The 15,436-nt window shown below is 67.7% G+C and carries 12 protein-coding genes; 7 read left to right on the forward strand and 5 right to left on the reverse strand.

What is annotated here, in order from left to right:
- Nucleotides 1-12 precede the first annotated feature (12 nt).
- The gene (locus G4D83_RS02275) at nucleotides 13-1,191 is read right to left on the reverse strand and encodes an FAD-dependent oxidoreductase (protein ID WP_163862151.1); all 1,179 of its coding nucleotides are present in this window, start codon (nucleotides 1,189-1,191) and stop codon (nucleotides 13-15) included.
- 42 nt (nucleotides 1,192-1,233) lie between these two features.
- Complete coding sequence (locus G4D83_RS02280) at nucleotides 1,234-2,997, reverse strand: flavin monoamine oxidase family protein (protein WP_163862153.1); 1,764 nt, start codon at nucleotides 2,995-2,997, stop codon at nucleotides 1,234-1,236.
- Between the two features lie 466 nt (nucleotides 2,998-3,463).
- On the opposite strand from G4D83_RS02280, the gene G4D83_RS02285 reads away from it, so the two are divergent.
- From G4D83_RS02285 to G4D83_RS02310, 6 genes are all read left to right on the forward strand, one after another.
- Nucleotides 3,464-4,159: an SDR family oxidoreductase gene (locus G4D83_RS02285; RefSeq protein WP_163862158.1), complete on the forward strand. Its 696-nt coding sequence runs from the start codon at nucleotides 3,464-3,466 to the stop codon at nucleotides 4,157-4,159.
- A gap of 153 nt (nucleotides 4,160-4,312) precedes the next feature.
- Nucleotides 4,313-5,629: an Omp85 family outer membrane protein gene (omp85, locus tag G4D83_RS02290; RefSeq protein WP_163862160.1), complete on the forward strand. Its 1,317-nt coding sequence runs from the start codon at nucleotides 4,313-4,315 to the stop codon at nucleotides 5,627-5,629.
- Between the two features lie 293 nt (nucleotides 5,630-5,922).
- Nucleotides 5,923-6,993 (forward strand): TauD/TfdA family dioxygenase, encoded by a 1,071-nt coding sequence (locus G4D83_RS02295; RefSeq protein WP_163862163.1) that lies wholly within the window; start codon nucleotides 5,923-5,925, stop codon nucleotides 6,991-6,993.
- Nucleotides 6,994-7,008: 15 nt separating this feature from the next.
- Nucleotides 7,009-8,325 carry a pyridoxal phosphate-dependent decarboxylase family protein gene (locus G4D83_RS02300; protein WP_163862166.1) on the forward strand — a complete coding sequence of 439 codons (1,317 nt, stop codon included), beginning with the start codon at nucleotides 7,009-7,011 and terminating at the stop codon, nucleotides 8,323-8,325.
- 82 nt (nucleotides 8,326-8,407) lie between these two features.
- Nucleotides 8,408-9,538 (forward strand): DUF819 family protein, encoded by a 1,131-nt coding sequence (locus G4D83_RS02305; protein WP_163862169.1) that lies wholly within the window; start codon nucleotides 8,408-8,410, stop codon nucleotides 9,536-9,538.
- A 535-nt stretch (nucleotides 9,539-10,073) separates the two neighbouring features.
- Complete coding sequence (locus G4D83_RS02310; protein WP_163862171.1) at nucleotides 10,074-10,793, forward strand: hypothetical protein; 720 nt, start codon at nucleotides 10,074-10,076, stop codon at nucleotides 10,791-10,793.
- Between the two features lie 30 nt (nucleotides 10,794-10,823).
- On the opposite strand, the gene G4D83_RS02315 is transcribed toward G4D83_RS02310, so the two are convergent.
- Nucleotides 10,824-11,168, reverse strand: coding sequence for a hypothetical protein (locus tag G4D83_RS02315; RefSeq protein ID WP_163862174.1), 345 nt, complete (start codon nucleotides 11,166-11,168; stop codon nucleotides 10,824-10,826).
- A 112-nt stretch (nucleotides 11,169-11,280) separates the two neighbouring features.
- On the opposite strand from G4D83_RS02315, the gene G4D83_RS02320 reads away from it, so the two are divergent.
- Nucleotides 11,281-12,540, forward strand: coding sequence for a tetratricopeptide repeat protein (locus tag G4D83_RS02320; protein ID WP_240356102.1), 1,260 nt, complete (start codon nucleotides 11,281-11,283; stop codon nucleotides 12,538-12,540).
- Here G4D83_RS02320 and G4D83_RS02325 read toward each other — a convergent pair.
- Nucleotides 12,518-13,849 (reverse strand): M16 family metallopeptidase, encoded by a 1,332-nt coding sequence (locus G4D83_RS02325; protein ID WP_163862180.1) that lies wholly within the window; start codon nucleotides 13,847-13,849, stop codon nucleotides 12,518-12,520. The genes G4D83_RS02320 and G4D83_RS02325 overlap by 23 nt on opposite strands.
- Nucleotides 13,846-15,390 (reverse strand): sensor histidine kinase, encoded by a 1,545-nt coding sequence (locus G4D83_RS02330; protein ID WP_163862183.1) that lies wholly within the window; start codon nucleotides 15,388-15,390, stop codon nucleotides 13,846-13,848. The genes G4D83_RS02325 and G4D83_RS02330 overlap by 4 nt, the downstream gene beginning before the upstream one ends.
- Between the last annotated feature and the right edge of the window lie 46 nt (nucleotides 15,391-15,436).

The following is a 15,436-nucleotide window of genomic DNA, read 5'->3' on the forward strand; positions in this document are numbered from 1 at the left end:
GGGTGAGAGGATTCAGCGGGGCCGCAGGATTCCGGGGCGCTGGATGGAGAAGGGCTGGATGTTGAACTGGGTGACGCCCGTCAGCGCGAGCTCGGCGAGAATCTTCCCGAGCAGCGGGGTGAACTTGAACGCCTGCCCCGTGTCACCGGTGAACAGGAGGATGTCCGGATGGCCGGGCAGGGCATCCAGCACGAAGTTCAGGTCCGGGGTCATCGTGTAGAGGCAGCCCACGGGGTCCTGTGCCAGGGATTGGAGTCCCTGGAAGTGCGCCCGCATGAAGGTGTTGAGCAGCTCCACCATCCGAGGGTCCGCCTGGGGCGGCGAGGTGGGCGGCAGCGGGGACTTCTGGAAGGTGAAGTCCGTGCCCACCTTGAGGCGCCCGGGCGTCAGGAGCGGGGGAAGGCCGTAGTAGGTCGTCTGGTCATCGCCAGGGAACTGGGGTGCGCCGAAGTAGAACCAGAGCGGGTAGTTGTACTGGGATTGGGCCACCGTGAAGTACGCATACGTCATGGTCCAGATCTCCAGCTCCAACTGGAGGTTCAGGCTGTCGAGCACCGGGTTCGTCCAGGCGGAGGGCACCAGGATGAGCTTCTTGCCGGTGTAGTCCCCTTGCGCGGTGGAGACGGTGACCTGTCCCGGCGCATCCTGGATGCGGCTGACCGTCCGGCGGGGAATCATGGTGACGCCCTGCTTGCGACAGAGCTGGGCGAGGGCCTGCAGGGCCCGGTCCGCCGCGATGACGCCCGCCTGGGGCTGCGCCAGTCCGACGACGTCGTCACTCAGCCCCTTGAGCGCGGGGTAGCGCTCCGGGAAGTCCGCCGCGGTGAGGCGGGTGAAGGGCAGTCCCTGCTCCTCGAGGACGGCCTGGGAGTCCTTGAGGTCGCCCTCGGGCGTGTTCACCCCGCTGGGCGGGCCGAAGAACAGCAGGGACGTGTCGTTGAGGATGCCGTCGAGGCCGCTGTCGTCCTCCAGCTCCCGCCAGAGCGGATAGGCGGATTGCGCCAGCAGGGACAGGTGAGGATTGGAGTACATCACCCGGAAGAAGCGGGACTCTCCCTTGGAGGAGAAGAAGTCGTTGTCGAAGTCGAACTGGTCCAACAGGAGGACCTTCTTGCCGGCCTTCGAGCACCACCAGGCGGCGGACAGGCCAATGGCGCCCGCGCCCACGACCACCACGTCATAGGAGTCCATGTTTGCGTTGCTTTCGTTCTGGAGGGACGGAGGTGTCTGGCTTTACCAGCCGAGGTAGTACTGGCTGTCCAGCCAGGAGGGCCACGCGAGCCCGAAGTGCGCCTGGAGCATCTTCTCCGCCTCGCAGAAGGCGCCTTCCACCCAGCCCTGCTGGTCCGAGTACGCCTCGCCGCAGATGTGGAGGCGCTCCGCGGGGTCCGGGCGGCGCATGAAGGGCATCACGTCGCGCACGCTCACCCCGGCCTGCCACGCATGGTAGCCGCCGCCGTAGGGGTCATCCGTCCAGTTGCGGAAGTAGGAGACATACGGGTCGGGGACGGGGTTCTCCGGGCCGTGCAGCTCCCGGAGCTGGTGGACGGCCTCCTGGACCATCACCGCCGGAGCCTGGAGGGACTCCACCTGGGCCAGGGACTCCGAGGATGCCAGTCGCGTGGCCCGGGGCTTGAAACGCTTCAGGTTCCGCTGGGGAGAGGCCATCAGCGCGGACCAGAAGGGGGTGGTCCGCATGTCGTTGTAGCTGGCCAGCAGGATGGAGTGGCTGTTCGAAGGGTCGGTGCCGAAGTAGTAGCACTGTCGCATCGGCAGGTCGGTGATGGACTCGCCCGCCAGGGCGTTGAACTCTTCGTGCCACCAGGGAGACTCGAAGCCCATCAGGAGCTTGAACGACGGCTCGGAGATGACCGAGTCGAGGTTCTTGCGGACCTGTTCGCTCACCTCCGGCGTGGCGAAGAAGCGGTCCGCCTCCAGCAGCTCCAGGGCGCGGCGGGGCATGGCGAGGACGACGGCCTTGGCGTACACCGTCCAGCTCTTGCCGCTCTGGGCATTGGCCACCGTGAGGATGTATTTGTACGGGCTGCCGCCTGGCGCCGGGTCGATTCGCCGCAGGCCATTCTGTCCCCAGAGGTGGGCGCGCTTGCCGCTGGGGTCCTGCGCGAGGAAGCGCTGCGCGAGGACATTGCCGACCTGGTCATAGCCGCCCGCCAGCGTCTGGTACTTCACCTCCGCGTTGGAGAAGTCGCCCACGAGGTAGGGGAAGGCCTCCGCGGCGTTCCAGTTGATGGTGTTGGAGTAGTACCCGCCAGCCACGGCCAGGAACTCGTAGGCCTCCTGGCCCACCTGGTCCTTGATGAGGTTCCAGAAGCCCAGGTCATTGACCTTCAGGCCGTCGTACGGACCTGGTTGGTGATAGGTCAGGTTGGGTTTGACGTCATCCCATTCGCGGGCCGTCAGGGTGAAGGCATAGTCATAGGGCGCCGTGAAGGTGGCCTTGCCTGGATAGTTCTCCCGGAACCACGGGTCCGCCATGAGCACGTCGTAGATGATTTTGTTGAAGAGCTGGTCCGAGGTGAAGCCCACCACCGCGTCGGGTAGGAAATAGCGCGTCTTGTACGTGCGGCGGTCGGCCTGGGCGTTCTCCCATTCGTTGGCCTTGAAGCGCTGCCCGCGCAGGTAGCGGTAGTGATTGCTGTCGTCGCCCAGGGGGAAGTCGATGGGAGTCACCTCCTCTGTGAAGACCTTTGTGATGAGCGAATTGACAATCTCATGCGATTGCAGATAGCGCATGCCGCCAATCTCCGCGGCCAGGGAGATGCCAGGGAGGAAGACGGATTCGATGCGCCCACCCAGGCGCTCGCTCAGCTCGAAGATGTGGACTGTCTCGGGGCGGACGCCCTCGGGGGCCAGGTCTCCCACGAGCAGTCTCCAGCCTGTATAGAGGCCGGAGACGCCGGCGCCGATGATGGCCACGTCGAGCTGGAGCCCATCGTCCATTCCGGTGTCCATCGCTGGTGGGTTGACTCGTGACATGTCTGCCTCGTGGGGGAGGGTGGGATTCGCCTTGCGTCGGCCCGGTCCACTGCAATGGGTGTACCGAGGTCCTTTCTGCTCCTGGGTGTCTGTCTTCAAGGACATGCGGGGCGGGGGATGCGGCCTTGACGCGTCACGCGAATGGATTTGGGAGGTCCCGGGGCGTCGCCGCTGGGGAATCGCTGACGTGTCAGGCTTCAGTCGGACGCGTCAGCGCCCGCGGACCGTGGCGGCGTGGCTGCGTCAGCTTGGACTCGCCCCGTCAGGCGAGCGACGCGGGGAGCGGCGCCCGGACGGGCCAGTCCTCCACCCATGTCGCTTTTCGATGAAGTGCGAATTTCTCCATATTATGATCATCATACGGTGGACAGGGGCACTCGGGAGCCCGCCTGCCCGTCCATTTGACGTTCATCCATGGGGTCGCCCGGATTTTTCCGTCCACCCCGTCACGCCGGAGTCGAGTGTCATGCAGGTCAAGAATGCTGTCGCCCTGGTCACTGGTGCCAATCGCGGGTTGGGGCTCGCCTTCGCGAAGGCGTTGCTGGAGCGGGGGGCTCGCAAGGTGTACGCGGCGGCCCGGGAGCCCTCGAGCGTGGAGCTTCCAGGGGTGGTGCCCGTCCGACTGGACGTCACCCGCCCCGAGCAGTTGGAGGCGCTGGTCCGCGAGGCGGGCGACGTGACGCTGCTCATCAACAACGCGGGCATCCTGAAGGGCACGAGCCTCCTGGGCACGGACGCGCTGTCCGCCGCGCGCGCCGAACTGGAGACGAACTACCTGGGGCCCCTGGCGACGAGCAGTGCGTTCGCGCCCGTGCTGGCGAAGAACGGCGGGGGCGCCATCATCAACGTGCTCTCGGTGCTCAGTTGGGTGGCCTTCCCGGGTTCGGCCAGCTACAGCGCCTCGAAGGCCGCCGCCTGGGCGCTGACCAACGGATTGCGCAAGGAGCTGGGCACCCAGAAGACGCAGGTGGTGGCCCTGCACGTCGGCTACATGGACACCGACATGGCGGAGAAAGTCACCGCGCCGAAGTCGAGCACCGTCGAGGTGGTGCGGCTGACGCTGGATGCGCTCGAGGCGGGCCAGGACGAGGTGCTCGCCGACGAGGTGAGCCGCAACGTCAAGCAGGGCCTGTCCGCGGGCGTCTACCTCCAGCGCTCGTGAGCGAGCCGCGGAGCTTACTCCAAGGCAGCCACCGCGCACGCCGTGTCCAGCCCGCTGGAGTGAGAGCGGGCCCACGCGCGGGGCGAAGTGTCATGGGCTGTGCGGGGAAGGCTATGGTGTCTCCAGGCTCGAATGTGAGCCTGGAGACTTCGCATGTCGCAGTGTCGCTTCGCGTGGTTCGTGGTGATGGTCGTCCTGACGGGGGCGACTTCGGCCTGGGCAGACGAGCCTCCCATTGAAGCGCTGGTGCCTCCGCCGCGCACGGGGTGGCGCGTCCAGGGCCTGCCGCTGCTCAACTTCAACAGCGACGAGGGGTTCGGCTACGGCGCGAGGCTCCTGCTGGTGGATGCGGGAGATGGCACGTACCGGCCTTATCGACACTCCCTCATCGCGCAGTTCTTCCAGACGACGCGGGGTGTGGCCACCCATCGGCTGATGATGGATGCGCCGCGCTTCTTCGACTCGGACTGGCGGTTGGGGTTGGACCTGAGCTTCATCAACGAGCGGTTCTCGCCCTACTTCGGCCAGGGCGCCGCCGCCGGATACGAGCCGGACTTCGCCCAGTGTGACGACCGGGAGCAGTTGGAGGACGCGCGGGATGTGTGCGCGGGCAATCCCTCATTCCGGGGCCTGCGCTACTACAGCTTCGAGCAGCGCACGCTGCCGAGCGTCGTGTTCAACGCGCGGCGCACCCTGAGAGGGCCACTGCAGGTGTCCGTGGGCTATCGCTTCCGCCTGACGCGGATTCGCTCGCGCTACAGCGCGAAGGACCTGGGGCAGTCGCGGGACTCGCGGCTCGAGGAGGATGCTCGGGCGGGGCTGTTGACGGGGCTGGAGGCTGGAGGCGGGGAGGGGACGTTCCGGACAGCGGAGGTGACGGCGGGGCTCTTGTGGGACTCGCGTGACAACGAGCCCGCGCCCGTTCGCGGCATGTTCCACGAACTGGCGGTACGCGGCGCGGTGGGGGCGACGGGCAGCTCGTTCAGCTACTGGGGCTCCACGGCGAACCTGCGTTTCTACCACCCCCTGGGACATGAGCGATTGGTGGCAGCGTTGCGCCTGATGGCCGACGTGCTTGGAGGGGATGTGCCCTTCTTCCTGCTCAGCGGCTTTGGCGGAGTGGAGTGGCGCGATGGCTGGGGCGGCGTGGGCGGCCTGTTCACCGCGCGAGGGCTGCTGAAGAACCGCCTGCAGGGCGAGGTGAAGACGGTGGGCAACGGCGAACTGCGCTGGCGCTTCCTCGACGTGCGGCCGTGGGAGCAGCGGCTGGAGTTCACGCTGGTGGCCTTCCTCGATGCGGGACAGGTGTGGACGGACCTTCGCTTTCGGGACAAGGGGCTGTTCCGGTACGCGGGAGGTGGGGGCCTGCGAGTGGCCTGGGACAACGCCTTCATCGTCCGAGCGGACTACGGCGTGAGTCCTCGGGATGGCACGTCCGCCTTCTATCTCGACTTCAACCACATGTTTTGAGTGGCCGATGTCATCCGGTGGCATTGACGCCCGCGGAGGGTGCCAGCTAGCGTGACGCCACGATGATGCTCTTGAACGCGAGCTTCCTGACGACCGCCACTGGCCGCTGTTGCCGTGGCGAGTGTTGTTAGTCGAGCTGCTTCGAGCGTCCTTCGTTCCACCGGTTCGTTTCCGCTGAAGTCCCGGCCCTTGGGCCTCGGGCACGTTGCTCCGGTGGTGTTCCGCGTACTGGCGATGAGGCCCTGACCTCGTCGTGCGTGCGTGGCCTTGCGTCCCTCCGTCGGAGTCTCCGCATGCCCATCACCCGCTTCGAGCCTCATGACGATTTCCTGCGGGTCCACTTCGCTGGAGACGGGGTTCCCCGGCACTCGGACTTCCACTGGTTCTGGCTGCGGCACAACTCGGAGTTGGACCGCCATCCGCTCACCCGTGAGCGCATTGTCTGCTCCTCGGAGCTGCCGTTGGGTTTGAGGCCTCGTGGGGTGCGCGTCTCGGAGGATGCCTCCGCCCTCGATATCGACTGGGGGGACCGGGCGGACGGGCAGGTGAGTCGGTACTCGGCGGACTGGTTGCTGACGAATGCCTATGCGGCCGACCGCGTCGCGGTGCCTCCGCCACCTTCGGACAGCGGGCTGCTCACGGTGGAGGCCGCGCGGGTGCGCGAGCCGCTCGTGCCCTTCGCGCTGAAGCGACTCGAGGCGTCCGGGGCGGTCATCGTCCGAGGCTTCGGGGCGGACACGGAGGCGCTCATCGACCTCTTTGGTGGCGCGGGCCTTTCGGTCATCGAGACACACTTCGGTCGCATCGAGGACCTGCGCACCGACAACACGACGAATCGGAACACGGACCAGTTGGGCTACACGGACAGCGCGGTGCAGTTGCACACGGACCAGCCCTTCCTGGAGCGGCCGCCGCGCTACCAGTTGCTGCATTGCCAGCGGCCCGCGGAGACGGGTGGGGACAACAGCGTGGTGGATGGGCTCGCGGCGGCGCGTTACCTGGCGGACCAGGACGAGCAGGCCTTCGAGCTGCTGCGCACGGTACCGGTGACGTTCCATCGCAAGCAGGCGGCGTTCGAGCGGGTGTTGGTGTCACCGGTGCTCGACTTCGACGCGCCTGGGGGCTTTCGCATCCGGTACAGCTATTTCACGCTCGCGCCGCACCGGGTGCCGTTCGCTCGGATGGAGGCGTGGTACCGCGCGTACAACCGCTTCGCGACGCTGGTCCGGGACGAGCGCCACCAGTTCCGCTTCCGGCTCCAGACCGGTGACTTCCTCCTCTATGACAACTGGCGAATGCTTCACGCTCGCACCTCGTTCACGGGTGCCCGCTGGCTTCGCGGTGTGTACTTCGATGCGCGTTGAACCCCGGAGAACACCATGACCGCTTCGCCTCGACTGGCCCCCCATGGAATGAGTCACCAGGACGTCCTCGACCAGATGTGCGAGCTGCGCGCCGATGATGCGCGCTGGAAGGAGGGGAGGACTTGGAGCCTCGTCTACCACGCGGGAGATGACGTCCGTCGGTTGCTCGCGGATGCCTATGCGGAGTTCATGTCCGAGAACGGGCTGAGTCCGTTGGCGTTCCCGAGTCTCGCGCGCTTCGAGTCGGAGGTGGTGGCCACGGGCGCGGAGTTGTTCCATGGGGAAACCGCCGCGGGGACGCTGACGTCGGGAGGGACGGAGTCCATCTTGATGGCGGTGAAGACGGCTCGGGACTTCGCTCGGGAGGAGCGGGGAATCACGGCGCCGGAGGTGGTGCTGCCCGCGTCCGTGCATCCGGCCTTCCAGAAGGCCGCGCACTACTTCGGGGTGAAGCCCGTCAATGTGCCGCTGGGACCGGACTTTCGCGCGGATGTGGCGGCGACTCGGACCGCGCTGACGGCGAACACGGTGCTCGTCGTCGGGTCTGCTCCGGCGTATCCGCACGGATTGGTGGACCCGATTGCGGAGCTGGCGGCGCTCGCGCAGGAGCACGGGGTGCTCTTTCACGTGGATGCGTGTCTGGGGGGATTCCTGCTGCCGTTCGCGCGGAAGCTGGGGCACGACGTGCCTGACTTCGACTTCGCGGTGCCGGGTGTCACGAGCCTGTCGGCGGACCTGCACAAGTATGGCTATGCGGCGAAGGGGGCGTCGCTCGTGCTGTACCGCACGCCGGAGCTGCGTCGGTACCAGTTCTTCACGTATGCGGATTGGTGTGGAGGCATCTACGCGTCGCCATCGATGGCGGGGACCCGGCCAGGAGGTGCCATCGCGGCGGCCTGGGCCATCCTGAAGTACCTGGGCGAAGAGGGATATCTGCGGCTCGCTGGGACGGTGCTGGAGACGGCTCGGGCACTGCGTGAGGGCGTCACCGCGATTCCTGGCTTGAGGCTGGTGGGCGAGCCTCGGCTGAGTGTCTTCGCTTTCGCGTCGGACACGCTGGATGTGTATGCGCTGGGGGATGCGATGGAGGCGCGAGGGTGGAAGTTGGACAGGCAGATGGGGCCGCCCGCGCTGCACCTGATGGTGACTCCCGCGCACGAGAAGGTGGTGGAGCCGTTTCTCTCGGACTTGCGTGAGTGTGCTGGGAGTCTGGCGCGCGGAGAGCCGGCGCCCGAGGGAAGCGCGGCGATGTACGGCATGCTGGGTGCCATCCCGGACCGGCGTGAGGCCGCGGACTTCATCCGCCAGTTCATGGACTCCATCTACGGATGAGCGCGCTCATCCAGATTCGCGCGATGGCCTTGCCCCGGTTCGGCTGGGGCGCGCTCTCCGCCATGTTCGCGGGCGCTGTCCTATGAGCGCGCTCATCCAGGTCCTCGTCGTGGTGGGGTTGCCAGGGCTCGTCCTATTGGGAGCGCGAGCCTTCAAGCCCGTGGAGTGGGTGGGGCCCGTGGTGATGTGCTACGCGGCGGGCATCCTCCTGGGAAACGCTCCGGGGCTGTCGCTCCAGACGGGCGTGAGTCTTTCCGTGAGCGAGGCGGCGGTGCCGCTGGCGATTCCCCTCCTGTTGTTCTCGACGGACGTGCCGCGCTGGACCCGGCTCGCGCGGACGACGTTGTTGTCCTTCGTCCTCGCGTGTGTGTCCGCCCTTGTGAGTGCCACCGTGGTGGGGCTCGCCTTCTCGGGTCGGATGGACGAGTGGTGGAAGATGGCCGGCATGCTGGTGGGCGTGTACGTCGGCGGCACCGCCAACATGAACGCCGTGGGCGTGGCGCTCCAGGTGCGTGAGGAGACCTTCGTGCTCCTCAACACGGCGGACATCGTCGCGGGGGCGGCTTACCTGCTCGTGCTGGTGACAGTCGCACAGCGCATCGCACTGGCCTTCCTCCCCCCATTCCAGAATCCGACAGGTTGGGATGGCCCAAGCGAGGAGGAGGGGACGCGACAGGAGCGTTTCTCCTGGCGGTTCGCGCGAGGTCTGGCCCTGTCACTGCTGCTGGCCGTCGCCATCTGCGGCGTGTCCGCTGGGACGAGCCTGTCCCTCGTGGGCAGACTGGAGGCGACGGCGGTGCTCCTGCTCATCACCACTTTGTCGCTGGCGGCGTCCTTCATTCCCGCCGTCCGCTCGTTGCCTGGGAGCTACGCGCTGGGGGACTACGCGCTGCTCGTCTTCTGCGTGGCGGTGGGGACGTTGGCGGATGCAAGCCAATTGGGAAGCGCGGGGTTGTCTGTCTTCGCCTTCTGCGCCAGCGTGATGGTATTGGCCATCGTCCTGCATTTCGGCCTGGCGGCGCTGTTCCGCATCGACGCCGACACGGTGCTGATTACCTCCACGGCCACCATCTTCGGCCCGGCCTTCATCGCCCCCGTCGCCCGAGCGCTGCGCAACCGCGAGCTGATGGTCTCCGGCATCACCACGGGGTTGATGGGGTTCTCACTGGGGACCTACCTGGGGCTCGCCTTGTCCTGGCTCTTGCGGCCGTAGCCTTCCTTCTTGCATTCCGATGCGGCGAGTCTCTCCTGTCGGGTCAACCCGCCAACAACTGTTGGTAGCGAAAGCGCCAAGTCTATGCTGATGACTCTCGTCAGGAGCCAAGCCCATGCGCGCCATTCCCCAGGAATCCCCTCAGGTGGCACCGGCCCCGGGCCTTGCCCAGCGCAAGTCGAGAGAGGGAGGTATCCAAGCAAGTCCAGAGCGCACGACGTTGGAGCGCGGCCTTGTCCAACGACAGACGCGCGCCAATCAGAGTCCAGCAGTCCAGAAGACGTCCAGCTACCAGCACTTGCTGAACTCGAGCCCGAAGGTCGAGGCATTGCAGCGGCAGGCGGCCTCGAGCGGAGCGGCGCACCCCATCCAACGACTGGCGGCGTCATCCCTTGGCCAGGGGCATCTCCCTGTGCAGCGCATGCACGAGGGCTCCGACGATGAAGAGGGGCTCGAAGAGCTCCTCGATGAGGCCGAGGTGGAGCAGGGGGACCCCACCGCCAGGGCGCTCGCGGTGCCCCAGACGGAGGCGCAGGTGGAGAAACAGGCGCTCACCCGCACGACACTCGGGGGCATGGCCGGCTGGACCAATACGCCGATGAGTGAGCACCTCGCCACGGACCCCCGGACCTGGCCGCTCATCGCGAAAGGCGAGTGGAACGCGCCGATGCGAGGATGGTTCGAGAGGGGCGAGGGCGACAATCGTCGTCGCATCATCCTGCTCGGGGAGACCCACGACCGGATGGAGAACTTCCTCGAACACATGTTCAACAACAAGGCTACCCGCATCTGGGAGAAGAACCTGCACCTGGCGCAGGTCGCCAAGGGTCGCAAGGACTACGGCAAGTGGCTCGCCAGCTTCAGCGAGGGGCAGCGGGGCTATTTCGACAAGACCCTCGCCGCCCTCCAGACCGAAAAGGCTGACGGTCATGTCCTGAACGCGGACACCGACGGGTCCACGGAAATGGTGACAAGCGCGCTCGGTCTGGATGTGGGGGAGGACATCGGAGGCCTCATCGGTCGGCTGATTGCCTCCGACACGGAGATTTACGACCACCTGAGCGAATGGATGGATTCAGAGGAACCGGAGGACGCGGATCGCCTGGCGATCGGCCGCCGTCGGTGGCGCTACGCGTCCGTCCTGGTGGGTGCCCAGCACTACAAGGGGCTCGCGGACTACATCACGAGACTCGGCGGGTTCGAGGCCAAGGAGCCTGGACCGTCCCTCATATCCCTCCTCGGCCTCAACGCCTGAGCCGACAGTCACGACGCCAGGACGACGGGCTCAGGCCGCCTCTTCCAGAATCTCCAGCGCCTCCCGGACCCCCGGGAGCGCGGACAGCAACTCCAGCTCCGCGGACTGGAGCACGGAGACCCGCTTGCCGGAGATGCGCTCCATCGTCAGCTCGATGCGGTGGTCCCCCGCCGCGTTGACGCGCCGGAAGATGCGGGCCCGCCGGCCCTCCGCCCGACAGGCGAGGATATCCTTCTGGAGACTGCGCAGGCGTCGGACCACCTTCAGCGCCGTCCGCCCCTCCGGGGTGTCGAAGGTGTGGAAGTGCCGATTACGCGACAGTGGCTTGCTAGGGTCATGGAGCCTCTCCACGAGGCGCCGAACGAATGGGTCCATCGACGTGGGAGGATAACATCCAGTACCCTCCCGCTCAGCGATGCCCTGGCGATTTCGAACCCTTCCCTGGACCCTGGCGCTCCTCCTCCCGCTTGCTTGTAGGGAACCGGAGGTGGCAGCCGTCCAGAACCGTGCCCAACAGGCCCAGTCCGCCCTGAGTGAGGCCCGCGCCCAGCTTGCCAACGGGCAGGCCCTCCCCGCACTCGCGGCCCTCAAGAAAGCCGCCACCGCCGCCCCCGACAGCGCCGAGCCCTACCTGCTCATGGCCGATGCCCACCTCATGAACAACAACATGGGCGCGGCCATCATGTCCCTCAAGCAGGCCGAGGCCCTCATCCCCGGCACCGACCCCAACATCCAGAAGCAGCTCGCCGAACTCTACCTGGGCAACGGCAACACCGCCGAGGCCCTCACCATCCTCTCCACCCTGCGCGACTCCGGCCTGCTCACGGAATCGGACGTGCTCGGCCTCGCCCGGCTCCAGGCCCGCGAGGGCCAGATTGACGCCTCCTTCGCCACGATTGAGAGCGTCCTGCGCGACAGCCCGGATGACCCGGAGGCCAAGGCCATGGAGGCGGAGGTCCTCCTCATGAAGGGCGACGAGCTGCTCGCCGCCAACCTCATGGACAAGCTGCTCCAGCAGAACCCCGCGCACACCTCCGCGCGCCTCTTGCGCGCCCGCTACTTCCTCGTCAGCGGCGTGCCGCAGATGGCCGAGGCCGACCTCCAGGCCGTCGAAGGCAAGGACGCCAACCGCGGCGACGTCGTCATGCTGCGCGCCCGGGCCCTCCTCGCCCAGGGCCGCGCGACGGATGCAGAGGCCGCCCTCAAGCCCCTCATCGACGTCGAACCCCAGAACGCCGAGGCCCTCGCCTGGATGGCGGAGACGGTGCTCGCCCAGGGCCGCCGCGCGGACGCGCTCGCCCTGGTGGACCGCGCCCTCCAGTTCCGCCCCCGCCTCGCTCGCGCCCTCTACGTGCGCGGCCGTGCCCAGGAGGAGGCCAAGGACCTGAAGGGCGCCGAGGAGAGCTACCGCTTCGCCCTCAGCGCCGAGCCCCGCTTCGCGCCCGTGCACACCCGGCTGTGGCGCCTGTTCCTCCAGTCGGAGCGCAAGGTGGATGCGTACGCGTCCCTGGAGCGTCTGCTGGCCATGGGCGAGGCCTCCCAGGAGGAGAAGGTCGCCCTGGCGAAGCTCTCCGCTCAGCTCCAGACGCAGATGGTCCGGGCCACGAAAATCATCGACGAGGCCCTCAAGCGAGAGCCCGACAACGCCGAGTACCTGGCGGTGAAGAAGGCCCTCCTGGACGTCGCGCCCAAGCCGACGAAGAAGAAGTCGACCGGCCCCCTCATCATCCGCGGCGGTCGCCGCTGACCAGCAGCTTCGCGGTGGGCGCTCCGGGCAGCCCTGGCGCCTCCGCCACCACGCGCTCCAAGGCCTTGAGCCCCTTCTTCTGACCCACCGCGACGACGGTGAGGTTGTCCCGGTGGAGGTAGCGCCGGGCCACTTCCCGCACCCGCGCGGCGGACTGGGAGTCCACCAGGTCCGCCCGGTGCTCGAAGGTCTCCGGCACGCGGAACAGCTCCGTGCCGCCGAACCACCCGGCCAGCTCCCCCGGTGAGTCCTGGGAGAACTCCAGCAACATGCGGTGGCGGCGCTTGGCGCGCGCCAGCTCCTCTTCGCCAATCTCCTCGTCGCACAGCGCGCCCAGCACGCGGAACGACTCGGCCACCACCTGCGCGGCCTTCTCCGGGGCGCTGGCGGCCTCGATCTCGAACAGGCCGGAGTCGTGGTAGCCGTCCAGCGACGCGTGGACCGAGTACGCCAGCCCCCGCTTCTCCACGATTTCGAACGGCAGCCGCGAGGACAGGCCGTCATCCAGCACGCGCCGGATGATCTGCAGCGCGGCGTAGTCGTCGTGCTGCTCGGGCACGGTGCGGAAGTTGAGGCGGAACTCCGTCTGCGACTCGTCGTGGGAGACGAAGTGCAGCCGGGGCCCCGGCGCGATTTCCGGCGGCGGCGTCTCCGTGCTGGCCAGGCCTCGCGGCAGGTGCGCGAACGCGCGCTCCGTCAACTCGAGCACCTCCTCGCGGCGCACGCGGCCCGCGGCGGTGACGACCAGGTTGCCGGTGACGTAGTGCCGCGCGAAGTGCTCCAGCACCTGGCTGTGCGCGAGCGCGGAGACGGACTCGCGCGTGCCCGCGATCTTCAAGGCCAGCGGGTGGTCGGGGAAGAGCAGGTTCTTGGAGAGGTTGTCCAGGTCGATGTCGCGACCCTTCTCATCCACCTCGTCCAGCATCTCCTCGAGGATGATCTGCCGCTCGACTTCCATGTCCGTGAGGCGCGGACGGGTGAGCATGTCCCCGAGGATGTCCAGGCCCACGCGCATGTGCGCGGGGTGCAGCGGCGTGTAGTAGTACCCGTGGTCCCGGGTGGTGACGCCATTGAGGTTGCCGCCCACTTCCTCCACGGCGGCGTTCATCTTCACCGTGTCCGGCCAGCCCGCGCTGCCCCGGAAGAACAGATGCTCCAGGTAGTGGCTGACGCCGTTGTTGGCGGGCGTCTCGTGGCGGCTGCCCGTGCGGACGTAGATGGCGAGCAGGGCGGTGTGGAGGTGGGGCGTCTCGATGGTGACGACGCGCAGCCCGGAGGGCAGAACGTCCCGATACGAATTGAAGCTCATGCGCGTGGAAGCCTTAACACGAAGGCCGTGCCCTGGCCGGGAATACTCTGGCAGGAGAGCGAGCCCCCGTGGGCCTGGAGGATTTGCTGACTCACCGCGAGCCCCAGCCCCGTGCCCCCCTCCTTGGTGGTGAAGAACGGCTCGAAGAGGTGGCGGCGTACCTCCTCCGTCATGCCCTGACCTGTATCCCTCACCGTCACCTCCACGTCCTGCTCCATGGGGCGGGTGGCGATGGTGAGCTGCCCTCCGTGGGGCATCGCCTCGCGGCTGTTGCGCAGGAGGTTCAGGAAGACCTGCCGCAGCTGCCCCTCGTCGGCGAGCACGGCCGGCGTGGCGGGGGCGAACTCGCGCACCACCTCCACGCCCGCGCGCATCAGCTCCTCGCGAGAGAAGTCCAGCACGCCGTCCAGCACCGCCGTCACGTCGCGCGGGTCCAGGTCCGGCCGCTGGGGCCTGGCCATGCGCAGGTAGTGCTCGGTGACGTCCGCCAGCCGGTCCACCTCGCGGGTGACGGCGGAGAGCAGGTCCTTCACCTCGTGGGCCTCGTCGGGCGCGGGGAACGTGGCGCGCTCCACCGCGTCCCCGAGCAGCTCCACGTTGAGGCCGATGGACGACAGCGGGTTGCGCACCTCGTGGACGATTTGCGCGGAGATGCGGCCCACGGCGGCGAGCTGCTCGGCGCGCATCAGCGCCTCCGCCTGCGCCTTGATTTGCGCCTCGCGCGCCTGGAGCGAGCGGGCCATCTGGTCGAACGCTCGCGCCAGCACCGCCACCTCGTCGTGGCCCTTCACGCCCAGCTGCGCGCTGTAGTCGCCCTTGCCGATGCGCGACACGCCCTCGATGAGCGTGCGCACCGGGCGCAGCGTGCGGGCCGACCACGCGGTGGCGACCAGGCCCAGCAGAATCGCCGCGACGGAGAGGCTGATGATGGCCAGGCCCGTCTGGCGCTCGCGCTCCTCGGCGCCGTCCACGCGCTCGCGGATGCGGTTGGACAAGGACAGTCGCAAGAGCCGCAGTTCGCGGCCGATGGCGTCCTCCATGGTGAGCACGTCGGCGGTGGCGCGGTCCACCTGGGCCTTGTCCGGCGCCTGCGAGGAGAACGCGTCGAACACGCTCTCCGCGGCGCGGCCGTACTCCTGGTAGCGCGAGTCCAGCTCCAGGAGCCTCGCCTCCAGCTCCTCGATGAAGGGCAGCTCGCTCGCCGGGGCCATGTCGCGCAGCTGGGTGGCCCGCGCGCGCGTCGTGGCCAGCCGCTGGGAGATGAAGGTCGTGGGCACGTAGACGCGGGCCAGGCGGATGATGGCGCGCCGTATCTCCGCGCTGTCCTCCTCCAGCATGCGCGCGGTGTGGCGCTGCTGGTTGGCGTGGTTCATCTCCATCTCCGCCGCGTCTTGCGAGAGCTGGAGATAGCCCTGGCTCAACAGCCGGATTTCGAGCCGGTTGCGGTGCAGCTCCGCGACGCTGAAGAGCGACACCAGGCCGAAGGTGACGAGCACCACCGCGTAGCCCAGGAAGATGCGGGTGGCGAGGGAGAGCTTCATGCGCGCGAGGACCGTGCAACGGCCAGGGCGTCATCGCCAAGCGGCC

Origin of the sequence: Myxococcus eversor (assembly GCF_010894455.1) — a bacterium.
Taxonomy (GTDB): Bacteria; Myxococcota; Myxococcia; order Myxococcales; family Myxococcaceae; genus Myxococcus; species Myxococcus eversor.